The organism is Mycoplasma sp. 5912 (genome assembly GCF_054353835.1).
The window spans coordinates 1-13794 of the sequence record NZ_JBTHHI010000008.1; the positions used below are offsets into that span (position 1 = coordinate 1).

The 13794-nt window shown below is 28.2% G+C and carries 16 protein-coding genes; 6 read left to right on the top strand and 10 right to left on the bottom strand.

Annotated features, from left to right (window positions below):
• The first annotated feature begins 40 nt into the window (after positions 1–40).
• Positions 41–493: a hypothetical protein gene (locus ACXYRP_RS03110; protein ID WP_458614827.1), complete on the top strand. Its 453-nt coding sequence runs from the start codon at positions 41–43 to the stop codon at positions 491–493.
• Positions 459–1166, top strand: coding sequence for a hypothetical protein (locus tag ACXYRP_RS03115; RefSeq protein ID WP_458607547.1), 708 nt, complete (start codon positions 459–461; stop codon positions 1164–1166). The genes ACXYRP_RS03110 and ACXYRP_RS03115 overlap by 35 nt, the downstream gene beginning before the upstream one ends.
• Here the strand turns inward: ACXYRP_RS03115 and ACXYRP_RS03120 are convergent.
• The 7 genes from ACXYRP_RS03120 to rpsF all read right to left on the bottom strand — a co-directional run bounded on the left by ACXYRP_RS03120 (position 1163) and on the right by rpsF (position 6223).
• The gene (locus ACXYRP_RS03120) at positions 1163–2230 is read right to left on the bottom strand and encodes a DNA-methyltransferase (RefSeq protein ID WP_458607548.1); all 1068 of its coding nucleotides are present in this window, start codon (positions 2228–2230) and stop codon (positions 1163–1165) included. The two genes, ACXYRP_RS03115 and ACXYRP_RS03120, sit on opposite strands and share 4 nt — an antisense overlap.
• A 220-nt stretch (positions 2231–2450) precedes the next feature.
• Positions 2451–2822 carry a 50S ribosomal protein L7/L12 gene (gene rplL / locus ACXYRP_RS03125; RefSeq protein ID WP_458597510.1) on the bottom strand — a complete coding sequence of 124 codons (372 nt, stop codon included), beginning with the start codon at positions 2820–2822 and terminating at the stop codon, positions 2451–2453.
• A gap of 40 nt (positions 2823–2862) precedes the next feature.
• The gene (rplJ, locus tag ACXYRP_RS03130; RefSeq protein ID WP_435129389.1) at positions 2863–3366 is read right to left on the bottom strand and encodes a 50S ribosomal protein L10; all 504 of its coding nucleotides are present in this window, start codon (positions 3364–3366) and stop codon (positions 2863–2865) included.
• Positions 3367–3586: 220 nt separating this feature from the next.
• Positions 3587–4873, bottom strand: a complete 1287-nt coding sequence (locus tag ACXYRP_RS03135) for an HAD family acid phosphatase (protein ID WP_458615203.1) — start codon at positions 4871–4873, stop codon at positions 3587–3589.
• A gap of 88 nt (positions 4874–4961) precedes the next feature.
• Positions 4962–5222 carry a 30S ribosomal protein S18 gene (gene rpsR / locus ACXYRP_RS03140; RefSeq protein ID WP_458597513.1) on the bottom strand — a complete coding sequence of 87 codons (261 nt, stop codon included), beginning with the start codon at positions 5220–5222 and terminating at the stop codon, positions 4962–4964.
• A gap of 17 nt (positions 5223–5239) precedes the next feature.
• On the bottom strand, positions 5240–5797 hold the full coding sequence (locus tag ACXYRP_RS03145) for a single-stranded DNA-binding protein (RefSeq protein ID WP_458607551.1): 558 nt from the start codon (positions 5795–5797) through the stop codon (positions 5240–5242).
• A 9-nt stretch (positions 5798–5806) separates the two neighbouring features.
• Positions 5807–6223: a 30S ribosomal protein S6 gene (gene rpsF, locus ACXYRP_RS03150; RefSeq protein ID WP_458597515.1), complete on the bottom strand. Its 417-nt coding sequence runs from the start codon at positions 6221–6223 to the stop codon at positions 5807–5809.
• Positions 6224–6581: 358 nt separating this feature from the next.
• Here rpsF and topA point away from each other — a divergent pair, with 358 nt between their 5' ends.
• A complete protein-coding gene (gene topA / locus ACXYRP_RS03155) occupies positions 6582–8420 on the top strand; it encodes a type I DNA topoisomerase (RefSeq protein WP_458597516.1) in 1839 nt (612 codons plus the stop codon).
• A gap of 53 nt (positions 8421–8473) precedes the next feature.
• On the opposite strand, the gene fba is transcribed toward topA, so the two are convergent.
• The 3 genes from fba to argS form a co-directional block, all read right to left on the bottom strand.
• The gene (gene fba / locus ACXYRP_RS03160; RefSeq protein ID WP_458615204.1) at positions 8474–9340 is read right to left on the bottom strand and encodes a class II fructose-1,6-bisphosphate aldolase; all 867 of its coding nucleotides are present in this window, start codon (positions 9338–9340) and stop codon (positions 8474–8476) included.
• An 8-nt stretch (positions 9341–9348) separates the two neighbouring features.
• On the bottom strand, positions 9349–9606 hold the full coding sequence (gene rpoE, locus ACXYRP_RS03165) for a DNA-directed RNA polymerase subunit delta (protein WP_435129364.1): 258 nt from the start codon (positions 9604–9606) through the stop codon (positions 9349–9351).
• A gap of 82 nt (positions 9607–9688) precedes the next feature.
• Positions 9689–11344 (bottom strand): arginine--tRNA ligase, encoded by a 1656-nt coding sequence (gene argS / locus ACXYRP_RS03170; protein ID WP_458615205.1) that lies wholly within the window; start codon positions 11342–11344, stop codon positions 9689–9691.
• A 443-nt stretch (positions 11345–11787) separates the two neighbouring features.
• Here argS and ACXYRP_RS03175 point away from each other — a divergent pair, with 443 nt between their 5' ends.
• The 3 genes from ACXYRP_RS03175 to ACXYRP_RS03185 are packed head-to-tail and all read left to right on the top strand — an operon-like array spanning position 11788 to position 13771.
• Positions 11788–12426: a hypothetical protein gene (locus tag ACXYRP_RS03175; protein ID WP_458597519.1), complete on the top strand. Its 639-nt coding sequence runs from the start codon at positions 11788–11790 to the stop codon at positions 12424–12426.
• Complete coding sequence (locus ACXYRP_RS03180; protein ID WP_458597520.1) at positions 12427–13275, top strand: MAGa7180 family putative nuclease; 849 nt, start codon at positions 12427–12429, stop codon at positions 13273–13275.
• Positions 13268–13771, top strand: a complete 504-nt coding sequence (locus ACXYRP_RS03185; protein WP_458597521.1) for a dihydrofolate reductase — start codon at positions 13268–13270, stop codon at positions 13769–13771. The genes ACXYRP_RS03180 and ACXYRP_RS03185 overlap by 8 nt, the downstream gene beginning before the upstream one ends.
• The last annotated feature ends 23 nt before the right edge of the window (positions 13772–13794 follow it).

A 13794-nucleotide genomic window follows, 5' to 3' on the forward strand; every position in this document is an offset into this window, starting at 1 on the left:
TATAAGAGAGTTAAATAATCAAATAAAAAATCCCACTTAAGTGGGAAATGCAGGAGCACAAAAGTTTGACTTAATTCTCTTTTCTTTCAACGGTTTTTCTAACATTATATACAGAAGAAAAGTGTTGAATACCATTAAAAATATCAAATCAATGATGCATCATAATTCAAAATTCATCTTCACTCTACATAATATGTTTTCTACAAAAGAATATACACAATTTTGAATGAGAAAACATATATATAAATTACCCTTATTTTCAAAAGAGAAAATATTAACTAACATTCATTATGACACTAAAATTAAAAATCGTTTTTATACTCCCGATGATATTAAAACCTTAATGAATCAAAATGGATTTATAATTAACGAATTATTTAACAGAGATGATAGATTAGAACCGAGATGGGTTTTAAATATATCAACAAATTGTACATTCTATATCTGCTCATTATCTTATGAACAAACAACAAATCCAATCCTTATTTGATAAGCATTTTAAATCAATTGGTAGTTATTTTACATCAAAAATAACTACCAATCAGATAAAACAAGATATTTATCATTGTCCAAATGATATTTATGAATATGTTTATGGATGTATAAGTAATACTAAAAACATCAGATATGGGTATTTTCTTGAAGATGTTATCAATTTTTTCTTATTTGAAAATGGAGCAACTTTAAACAAAAATGATCAAACATCAAATATTGATTTAGTCTTTGAGATGAATAATACTATTTATATCGGTGAAATCAAAATCAGAGATAATCATGATAGCACCAAAAAACGTGGACAAATTCAAAATTTAATGTCAAAAGTAACTAATTATTCAAGTTCTTATTCAAACATTGTTGTTTTGCTTTATTTTATAGATCCAAGTCAGAACAAAAATTATAATTTTTATAAAAATGAACTAAATAAACTCCAAGATCATTTAAATCTTAAAGATGCAAAGGTTTTATACGGTGATCAATTATTTGAATATTTAAACTTATCAAAACATTGAAATACTTTAAAGCAACAAATTGTTGAATTTAATCATGAAATAGTGAGCAATAACTATATAAACACTCTTATCTTTGAACACATTATCAATACAGGTGATTTAGTTAAAAAAATCGATCAAAGAATTTTAAAAATTTTAAAATATAGACAAGATTAATTTTCTTGTCTATATTTTTCGCGAAGCGAAGATAATTTTTCTCCTTGATAACTTATATTCTCTCATGCATTTGTTGGTTTATTAAACAACTTTTTACAAAGCGCATTTGGGGTATATCAAACATTATTATATAAAATTTGTCCTTGGTTATTAAAATATAAATCCTGTTGGAAATTATAAATTCTTATCGGAATTTTTATATCAAGATAACCATTTGAAATTAACTCTTTAAAAGTAACTTTGTTAGGTTTATGATCATATATTGCAAATTTTAAATCATTGTGATCATTATCTTCTGTTACAGATGCAAGTCTATCGACACTTGCTTGATAATATTTTGGATCTTGCTCAAAAGCAATATAATTTCTACCAAGTTTTTTGGCAGCATGTGCTGTGGTCCCGGTTCCCGAAAAAGGATCTAAAATAACATCACCCACATTAGAAGTGGCTAAAATAATTCGTTCTAATAACACAAGTGGTTTTTGAGTCGAATGAATTTTTTTACCATTTACATCTTTTAAGCGTTCATTACCATTACATATTGGAAAACGTCATATGGATTTCATCTGTAAATTACCATTTAGATGTTTCATTGTTTTATAATTAAAGGTATACTTAGCATTTTTAGTTTTAGTAACTCATAATAAAGTTTCTTGTGCATTAACAAATCTTGTTCCAGCAAAGTTTGGTACAGGATTACTTTTTTCTCAAACAATTTCATTAATTATTCATGCCCCTAAATCTTGTAATAAGTATCCTAAACGATGAATATTTTGATATGAACCAATAACTCATAGAGAACCACTATCTTTTAAAACTCTTAAACTTTCTATTAGTCATTTTTTAGTTTCAGTATCATAATGTTCTAATGACTCATATTTATCTCAAGCATCATTAACTCCATCAAAAACACTTCCATCATATCGATATAATTGTTTTTGCAAATTCATATTATAAGGAGGATCAGCAAAGATTAAGTCAATACTTTTATCTGGTATTTGTTTAAACAAGTCAAGGTTATTTCCTAGATGAATTTTATTTATAATTTTTTCTAATGAATTCATATTTATATATTATAAACTATAAATAATGAATAAATAATTAACTTATTAAATGTCTGAAAAAATTAAAAATTTATATGAAAAATTATTATTTTCTTGTTTTTGATTTGATATTGTTATAATAAAAATATAGTGATAAGAAATTATAAAGCAGAAAAAAAGATTAACATAATTAGTTGTTAATCTTTTATTCCTACTTTAAAACGGTATTAATGTTATTTCATTATTCTACTGAAACTTCTGCACCAGCAGCAACTAATGTTGCTTTAATTGATTCAGCTTCATCTGAGTTAACATTTTCTTTAACTACAGCAGGAAGTGCATCAACAACTTTTTTAGCATCCATAAGTCCAACACCTAAAACTGATTGAACAGCTTTAATAACTTGAACTTTCTTTCCACCATCTGATTTTAATACAACTTTGAAACTTGTTTTTTCTTCAACTGCAGCTTCTGCTGGGGCAGCAGCTACTGCCATAGCGGCCATTGGATCAATTCCGAATGCTTCTTTCATTGCTTCTACAAGTTCCATTACTTCTTTAATAGACATTTCTTTTAATGATTCTACAAATGTTTCTTTAGTTAATTTTGCCATAATATATTCCTTTCGTTTATTTGATATTTTATTTATTATATTATTCTGTAGCAGGTAAATTTTCTGCATACATTTTAAGTGCCATACCTAGTTGTTGTAATGGTGACATCAATGATCTTGCAAGAATAGCAAGTGCTTCATCGTATGTAGGTAATGTCGCAACATCTTTAACACCTTTAGCATCAACAACTTTACCATCGAAGGTTCCGGCTTTAATTACCATTAATTTATGTTTTTTAGCAAATGCTGTAAGTAATTTTGCTGCTGACATTTCATCGTTTTTTGAAAAAACAAAGATGTTTGGACCTACAAGAAATTGGTCTAAATCACCTAAACCTGCTGCTTTTGCTGCAAGTTTAAATAAGCGATTTTTATATACTTTAACTTCAACACCTAATTTAGTAGCTTCATTTCTTAAATTTTCTAATTCAGAAACTGACAAACCACGGTATTCAGCAAAAGCAAGTGCTTGTGATTCTTGAATCTTTTGTGAGATTTCTAGAACAACTTCTCTTTTAGCTAACTTAAATTTTGATTCTGACATAATGCCCCCTTTCGCATAATTAAGCAATACAAGAGCAATCTTAAGGATACACTCGGTAACATAATTAAGCAATTTTGCCGTTACTGTCTTGATGTATTGCTAAGTAATTATATTAAAATAGTAAAATTATGTAAATTTTTTTATTTTCTTTTTTTTGCTTATATATAGTATAAAAAATTAATATTTTAAAAATCACCCAATTGATGATTTTAAAATTGACTTATTTTGCTTTATTTTGAGTTGTTTCATTTGCTTTCTTATTAGGATCTCAAGTAAATGGTTTTAAAGCTTCATAAATAGCTTTTTGAGCATCATTTGGTTTTGTTGCAACATTTTTATAGTAATCTTTCATAATACCACTTTCAAAACCTCCATATGATGAATTACCACCGATTAAAACATATGACTCTGATCATGCTTCATTTGATGCAACTGGATTTCCGTTGTCGTCTTTGGTAAACATTACACCTTTAACATTTACATCAAAGTTACCAAATAATTTATCTGTTTGTTCTAAAACACCTTTACGATCTTGTTTTTTATCTTTTTCTTTATTTTGATTGATGTTTAAAAGTCCATGACTAGCAATATCGTTAAAATCATCAAAGTTATCCCCGATACGCATTACAGTTTTTAAAGCAACATTATTTCCGAAACTACCATTATCAGAGTTTTCACCTGATAAATCTCATCCTTTACTATTTACAAGGTTCATTCTTGCTTCTTTATTAGAGTTAACAACTTTTTCTTTATCAACTTCTTTTTCAGCTGTTTTTTCACTTCCGTCTGCTTGTTTTTCAGTAACAGTTACTTTTTCTTTTACAACATTACCATTTGAATCTTTAACTTTAGTTTTGTCAATTGCTGTTCAAGGTTTAGCATTAGATAAGTCTACACCTTGCATTCAGAATGCTCATTTAGGTAGGTATTTAGCATCTAATCCTGCTTTTTTAAGATTTGAAATAGTTGCATCTAATTCAGTTGCTTGGTCACGATTAGAATTATACATTACAACTCCACCGTGATTTCATACATATTTAATAAAATCAATTGCGCCAGCAATTGCTGTTGATACTTCATCAGTAACAAATTGATGTCATGTTTTAGGACTAAATGAAAGTCCATTAGCAGTTAAATAATTTTGATATCCAAAATTATTTAAAATGGTTTCATCGATATCCATAAATACAACCGGAATTGCTTTACCTGTTTCTGGATTAGTAACAGTTACTGATTTATCTGTTACCTTTACTTTATCAGTATCAAATAATGTTTTTTGTCCTTGCACCATAGCATCAAATTGTTTTTGTGCCGAACGGTATTGTCCTAATGTCATTGCATCTTTTTCAGCCGAAATGCTATTTCAAATGTTTGAATTTACTCTGATGCTTTTAAAATCAATTTTAGCATTTTCGTGAGTTTCTGGATGACAAGCAACAGCAACAGTTACTGATGCAACCGTTGCTGAAACTGCTCCTAAACTTAAGAATATTTTTTTAAATTTCATTAAATCTCCTTTTAATGTTAATATTCTTAATTATATTATTTTTTTATAAAAAACACAGCTGTTTGCTGTATTTTATTGGGATATTATATTATTTTGATAAATTACGTGTGCGAACGATTGTATAAGGCATTAAGGCCATAAATCTGGCTCTTTTAATTGCATTAGCAACCTTTCTTTGGTGTTTTGCACAAGTTCCGGTCATTGATTTTGATTTAATTGATCCAGTTCCAGAAATATATTTGAATAATAATTCAACATTTTTAAAATCTACATAATTAACTTTTTCTTCACAGAAAGCACATACTTTTTTTCTATTTGAGAAGTTCTTTTTACGTTTAATGTAAGCCATAAATCTCCTTGGTTTAACTAAAATATATCAATATCATCATTAACATCTGATTCTAAATCACCTAAATCGTGTAATTTTTCTTCAATTGGTTTTTTATTTGGGTACTCTTCAACTACAGGATTTGGTGAAAATGACTGTGATGATATTGGTTCAACTTTTTCCGGTGAATAAGTATTTTTTGGATATGAACTGGTACCAGTAAATGGACTAGTGCCAATAAAATCATCAGAAGAACGATTTTTAGCACGTTCATCAGTAACACGTTTTGATTCTAAGAAGTAAAAAGTATCTAAATGCACATCCAAACTTCTGATTGTTTGATTCGATGTACGTGACTGATAAGAACTTGATTGTAAATTACCTTCTACAGCAATTAAGGTTCCTTTTGGAACTGAATTTTTTAACAAAATTGCTGAATGTGAAAATGCAACAATAGGAATAAAATCAGTTATTTCATTGCGACTTTGGCTTCTGCGTGTTACTGCAAGTGTAAATCTTACTCAAGCAACACCTGATGATGTAGTATTTAATTCAATATTTGTAGTTGTTCTTCCGATTAAAATTACTCTGTTCATAATTACCTTTTACTTATTTATAGATGTTTCAGCTGGTTTACTAACTCTTGGACGTCTTCTAGGTTTTTCACTTTCCTCGTTAACTTTAACTTCTCTTTTTACATATGTTCTTTTTGGTTTAGATTGTTTTACTTCTTTTTTTGGATGCATCCCTCTTTCAGTATCTAAGTTAATTAACAATGTTCTTCAAATATCTTTAATAATATTTGCCCGACGGGTAAATTCTGCAGGTGCTTTGGCATCTGCCTCTACATGTGCTAAAACATATTGTGCATGTTTTGATTTATTGATTTCATATGCTAATTCGTGTCTTTCTAGTTTTTCAGCTTTTTTTATACCCTTGCCGAAAACTTCTGAAAGCAAGTCAAAAGCAACTTTTACATCCGCTTTTGGATTCACGATCATCATAATTTCGTATTTAAACATTTTTCTCCTTATGGTCTTTACTGGGCTAAATTTGCCAAGGAGTATCTAATATAATACTCATAATTAATTTTATCATTTTCTTGTGTTTTGTTACTATAATATAAATTAAATTTATAGACAGGTTGCTTTATACTTTATATTCTTATAATCCTGTATCAAAGGGATAAAAGTTCTGTAATTTAGTGTTATTTGTAAATTTAAATTTTACTCAAATAAAAAATTTACAAATAATTGTCATTAAAATATTAAATTGTAATATTTATTATTGCATAAATCAACAAAAATTTATAGAAAGTGATTATATAAATTTCTATAAATTTTTAAATTTTTCTTGCAAAATATTGTATTATTATTGAATATGAAAAATTTAGTAATAGTCGAGTCCCCTAATAAAGTTCAAACCATCCAAAAATATTTGGGTGATGAATATAAAGTAGTTGCTTCAGTTGGACATTTTTTGAAAATGAAAACCGAAGGTATTTATGGACTTGGAATTGATTTTGAAAATTGAGAACCAAAATATTCATTAGATTCAACTAAGAAAAAGGTAGTAAAAGATATTAACGAGTTAGTTAAGCAAGCAGAACATATTTATATTGCAACTGACCCAGACCGCGAAGGAGAAGCAATCGGAAGTCATTTGATTTCCTATTTTAAACTTGAAAACAAATATTCAAGAATAAAATATAATGAAATTACCAAGGATGCTATAAAACATGCGATTCAAAAACCAAACTCACTTGATAATGATTTAGTTGCTGCACAAAAATCACGTCGTATGCTTGATCGCATTATCGGTTTTAGAGTAACTAATTTAATTAAAAATAAGTTTAAAAATTCTCCCGGCACACCTACTGCAGGACGTGTGCAGTCAATTGCTCTAAAATTAGTTGTAGACCGTGAACGAGAAATACAAGCTTTTATCCCTGAAAAATACTATAAATTAAATGCAAAACTTGTTAATAATGAAGTTTTAGCAAATTATTTCAATCCAAAAAATGATTCAGAACATCGTGATTGAATTTATCCGAGTCAAATTGATCAATATAAAGCTGATATTAAAAAAACTAAGAAAATTTTAACGGTTACTGATATTAATGTTTCCAAACGTAAAATCGGTGCTATTACCCCACTAAAACAATCTGTTTTATATAAAAAGAGTCCGTTTAGTGCTGCAACAACCCAGGCTATTGTGCAAAGATTATATGAAGGTTTTGGTGACGGTGGATTAATTTCTTATCCAAGAACCGATTCAACCCGTATGTCTGCTTCATTTGTATCAAATGCACAAAGTTATATAACTACAAAATGAAGCAAAGACTATGTAGCTAGTGAAATAAAAGGATTTAGTGGTGACCAAGATGCTCATGAAGCGATTCGACCAACTGATGTATCTATGACACCGCAACTACTAAAACAAACATATCCTAATATCAGTGAATCGGAGTTAAGAATTTATAAGTTGATTTACGAAACCACCTTGCAGGCACTAATAAAACAACCAATTCGTGAATCAAAAGCATATACATTTGATAACAACGGATATCAATTTCGACAAACTTATTCAAAAGTTATTTTCGATGGATATTATGTAGTTTCTGGTTATGAAAATGATAACAAAGATCCAAATTATAAACTTCATCAGCAAGTAGATGTTGAAAGTTTTAATTTTGAAGATCATGAAACTAAGCCTGCTCCGAGATATAATGATGGTAGTTTAATTGAAATGCTTGATATTATCAAAGTTGGGAGACCTTCAACATTTGCTTCAACTGTTAATATTATTAAAGATCGTGGATTTGTTGAAACAAATTCAACACAACTTATCCCGACTGTTTTTGGAATGAAAGTTAATGATACATTAATTAAAGCTTTCCCAGATATTTTTAACGAAAAATATACCGCTGCAGTTGAAGAAGATCTTGATAAGGTAGCTGAATCACAACTAAACAAGAATCAATTAATGCAATCTTTTTGAGATAATTTTCAAAAAGAAATTGTTAAAGCAGAGGGTAAAATTGATGTTGTGCAATTTAAATTAGAAGAACTAAAACGTCCTTGTCCACTTTGCAGCGGAACCTTGCTGATTCGTAATAATAAAAAAGGTCAAAAATTCATCGGTTGCAAAAACTTCCCTAAATGCAAACATGCAGAAAGTTGCACCGATGAATGTAATCCTATCGAACAATCACAGTAATGTGATTTTTTTATCCCGGAACCAAAGGGATAAAAAAACTAACTTTCGTTAGTTTATGCTTTATTGTTTGAACCAAATTCATAAATTTTATCACGAACTGTTTGACACATTGCATCATAACCTGGTTTGTATAATTTACGTGGATCAAAGTTTTTACCTTTTAAATCTTCTCCAGACATGATAAATTCACGAATTGCTTTATGATTTGCTTGTTGTAGTTCGGTATTAACATTAATTTTAGTTACACCTAAAGAAATAGCTTTTTTAATTTGTTCACTTGGAATTCCACTGCCTCCATGTAATACAATCCCTATTCCTGCTGCTGATGAAATTTTAGTTAAAGTTTCAAAACTAAGTGATTTTCAACTTGCTGGATATGGTCCGTGAATATTTCCGATTCCGGCTGCTAAGACATCGATTCCGAGTGTTGCCATCTTACGAGCTTGTTCAGGATCAGCGAATTCTCCGTTTCCTACAATCCCATCTTCTTCACCCCCGATGGTTCCTACTTCAGCTTCAAATGACATATTTTTTTCTTTTGCTAATTCAACTAATTCCTTGGTTTTTGAGTAGTTTTCTTCAAAATCAAGATGCGATCCATCAAACATTAATGAAGTGTATGCTTCGGTAGCAATTGCTTTTTTTGCTCCTTCAAATGTTCCATGATCTAAATGTAATGCGACTGGAACACTAATATTTAAATCCTGAACCAATCCTAACATCATTCCTGAAACAACATTAAATCCACCCATATATTTAATTGCTCCTTCAGAAGTTGCAATAATCACTGGTGATTTTTCAGCCTCAGCTGTTAAAAGCACAGCTTTTGCTCATTCAAGGTTGTTAATATTTATATGTGGAATCGCATATTTTCCTTCTTTTGCTTTATGTAGCATTTCCTTTGCATTTACTAATGGCATAATTCTCCTTAATTTGCAGCTCTTCAGCTACCATCTATGTTTCTGTGAAATCTTTTATCTACTGTTAACAAACGATAAAGCTCACCCATTTTGGTTTCACGAACTTTTTCATAAGGTAAATTAGGTTCACCTTTGACAAATCTAAAGTATCAGTTATCCTTTAATTCTTTTTCAACTGCATCAAAAAGTTCTGCGAATGTGAATGAATAAAGTGGATTAGAGTTAACTTTTTCAATCGCTACTTCTAACATTGTAGTATTTTTCATAATTTCTCCTTTTTTATTTTATATATTTATTTGTTTTTTTTAAATATTTAATCACTTTGATTATAACAAAATATGGAATCAATTACATTTGCTCAGGTGCATTTACACCCATTAAATCTAAAGCAATTTTCATTACAATTCTTATTGATTCAATCATTGCTGCATATGATTCTTCTTGTTCATTTGTTTGAATATATGTTTGTTCATAAAAACTGTTAAATAATTTTACCAAATTAAGCAAATATTGACTTAATAAATTTACTTTTGATGTCACAGAAATCGTTTTAATTAAATCTGAAAATAAATCAAGTGTTATAATGATTTTTTTAGCCTTATCAGTAAATTTGGCAGTGTTATTTAAATGTGGTTTTTTAATCTTCTTAAGTAACGAAACAATGCGTGAATAAGTGTATTGGACTAAAAATACAGGGTTATTTGTATCATTTGAATTAGCATAATCTATATCAAAATCAAATTTATTTGATATTTCTCTAGTTAGCATCATAAAACGAATCGCATCAGATGAACTTACATCTAAAAGGTCTGCTAAAGTAACTGATGTCCCTGCTCTTTTAGACATTTTAAATTCACTACCATCTTTTATCAATCTAACTAGTTGAATAATTAGTACTTCTAGATTTTTTGGATTATATCCTAAACACTGAAAAGCGATTTTCATCCGAGCAACATAACCAGAATGATCTGCACCTCAGATGTTTATTAAACGACTTGCTTTTTTTATTTTAGTCAAATGATATGCAATATCAGGTAATAAATAAGTATTACTTGCATCCGATTTAATTAATACACGATCTTTATCATCACCAAAATCACTGGTTTTTAAAAATAATGCACCATCTTTTAAATATGTATATGGAGCTAATTTTTCCAATACTGGTTTAATCATATCTTGCTCATATAGAGAATTTTCAGATGTAAAAGTATCAATATGAATGTTAAGTTTTGCTAAATCATCTTTTATTTTATTCAACAATATCTCAACAGCAAGGTTTTCAAGTTCACTACGTTTATTTGTATTAAGATCCAAAAAGTAATCATTATAACTTTCTTTAACCTGCTGTGCTACTCATATGATATCATTACCTTGATAGCATTCATCTGACATTTTAAGATTTTTACCAAACAATGCTGCATAATGCACATATAATGAATTAACTAAGATGTTAATTTGATTTCCGGCATCATTTATATAATATTCAGATTCAACATTATATCCAATATGCCTTAAAACATTAATTAAAGTACTTCCGAAAACCGCACCACGCACATGACCAACATGCAAAAAACCTGTCGGATTAGCAGAGATATATTCTACATTTATCTTTTGTCCTTCTACTTGATTTTTTGCATACAAAGATTTTTGCTCTAAGATATTCGATATTATATAAATAAAAGCAGAATCATTTAAAACAATATTTAAAAAACCTGGTGGAGCTATATCAACTTGATAAATAAATTTAAATGAATTTGCTAACTTTTCAACGAGACATTCTGCTATTTTCATTGGATTTATTTTTTTATATGCTTTTAAAACAAATGCTAAATTAGTTGATAAATCATATCTTTTTGCAACCGAACTTGTTTTTACAGGTAAATTAGGTTCACCTAAGATAAAATTTAAATCATCTGCATTAAAATCTACATCAAAATAATGTGATTCTTGTAGTTTTTTAACAATATTAATTAATTCTGCTTTTATAAGTTGTGTTAATGTCATTTATTTTCCTTTATATATTTAAATTTTAACAAATAAAATTATTTTTATATGGATTTGGTAAAATATTTAGATATTAGAAATTATTGATGTTATGAATTCTGCATGAATAATGTTGCTTATATAATTAAAAAAGATTTTTATATTATCTAAAGACTCTAATGACTGTGTACACCTTAATAAAAATGGTTCTGCAAAATTTCCATATTATTTATATTTTCTTTTTGTGCTATATACTAGGTAAATATGTTATTTTAAGAATATTAACTTAATTTATTATTATATATTATTAAAACTTATTTATCTATATCATAGGTATAAAAATTTTTATACATTTTTATAAACAAGTTATCTAATTAACCAAAAATCAAAAAATATAATAAATAAATAACAGAATTTATTTTATATATATAATATTAAAACACTATTTTATTAAAAGGAGAATGATGAGAAAACATACCATAGTTTTAATTAACGGAAAAAGAAGAAGTGGAAAAGGATTGCTAACACAAGCATTATCTAAAAAGTTAGCTAAAAAATTTGATAACAATGTACATATTTTATCCTTTGCAGAACCTATAAAAAGTATTACTAAACCGATTTTAGATGAAATAAAATGAGATGGAATAAATAAAGAAATTGTACGTCCGTTATGAATTGCAATGGGTGAAGTAGGTCGAAACATCGATAGCAACATCTGATGCGCACGTGTCTTCGATAAAATAAAAGCAACTGTGAAACAATCAATTAAGGGCAGCAAAAGCACCTTATTTATAATAGATGATTTGCGCTTTCCAAACGAATTAGACTTCTTTAAAAAGAATGTTAAGGATTTAGAAGCAACTTTGAAAAAAAGTGATGACGAATGTCGTGTGATATCAATTCGAATTGAAAAGTTTATGGATGCTAATAAGTTTGTGGTGGGTGTTGATGATAATTCAACAGAAACAAGTTTTGATAAATTGGTAAATATATGTTTTGACCATATTGTCCCACAAAACACTATGATTAATGAAGAATGGGAAGCAGATTTTAAAGGAGTAGAAATTTCAGCAAATACTATTGTGAAAAATTTCTTTAAATAAATGGCAAGAAAATATTTTAACAAACAACATTATATTATCGATAAGGAAAATAGGGTAATTAAGTTGCTACCCGAATTTTATTCAGAATTAAAAACTTTTGATAAATTCAGAGGGTATAAAAAGATTGGAGGAAGCAGTGTTGGTGATATTTTAATTGAAAATAAATATAAATCACAATTTAATGCTTTCTGTCATATCACAAGACTTAAATTACCTGTATTAAGTAAAAAATACATTAATGCCGGAACTATTTTAGAACCTAAAATCTTTGATCTTTTAAGAGCAAAATCACCAAATTTGTATATAGAAAACTATGAAGCAAAAAACTTCAATTATGATTATTTTGCAGGTGTTGATGATGTTTTAAGTGGTGTTCCAGATGGATATATTCCATCACTAAATAGAATTTTAGAAATTAAAACAGCTGGTGAAAGTAAAAAAGATAAATGAGAAATTGAGGGTGTTGATGCATCATATCGCAAGCAAGCACAATTATATGCATATTTAATGTCTAAAAAGTTAAATAAACCGATAACAACTTATTCAATTATTGCTGCTTTTTTAATCGATGCTCAAGGTGATTATTTAAACCCACAAGCAGTAGATTTAAATAAACGTAAAATCAAATCATATACTTTTAATGTTAATAATGCTGAAGTTGAAGAAGATATTCGATTGGTTAAAGAATGATATTATAAATATACCAGTACCGATACATCTCCACAATTTGATTTTAGTAATGATGCTGATCAACTTGAATATTTAGAATGTGAAAATTATGAACAATATAACCAATTAATTGTAAGATGAAAAGCCAACGGGAAAGCAGATAAGGATTTTTATGATTAAATTAATTGTAGCAGTTGATGAGAAAAACTGCATTGGATATAAAAACCATCTTCCTTGAAAGACAAAAAGCGAATTAAAAGTTTTTAATAAGATAACTCAAAATAGTGTTTTGGTTTTTGGTGCAAGAACTTTTTTTTCTTTGCCAGATGATTTTGATACATCAAATCGGGAAATTTGAGTTTTAACCTATTATCAACCTTTTGAGATACCAGAAAACAAAAAATTACGACCACATCGTGTTTTCTTTGATTCAGGCCCAGCAACTGCTGCGATGCTTAAATGTGATAAGGATATTTTTATTTGTGGTGGAAGATTTTTATATTTAGATTATTGACAAATAACTAAGGAAGTATATGTTTCAGTGATTAATGGTACTTATAAATGTGATACATATTTTGAATACATTGATAAAAGCCAATTGATACCAGAAAATATTATCCATCAAGAAGCAGAATTCACTACATATAAATATGAACATATTAACCATGAGAGATAAAAAAAAGATACGGTTAGTATCTT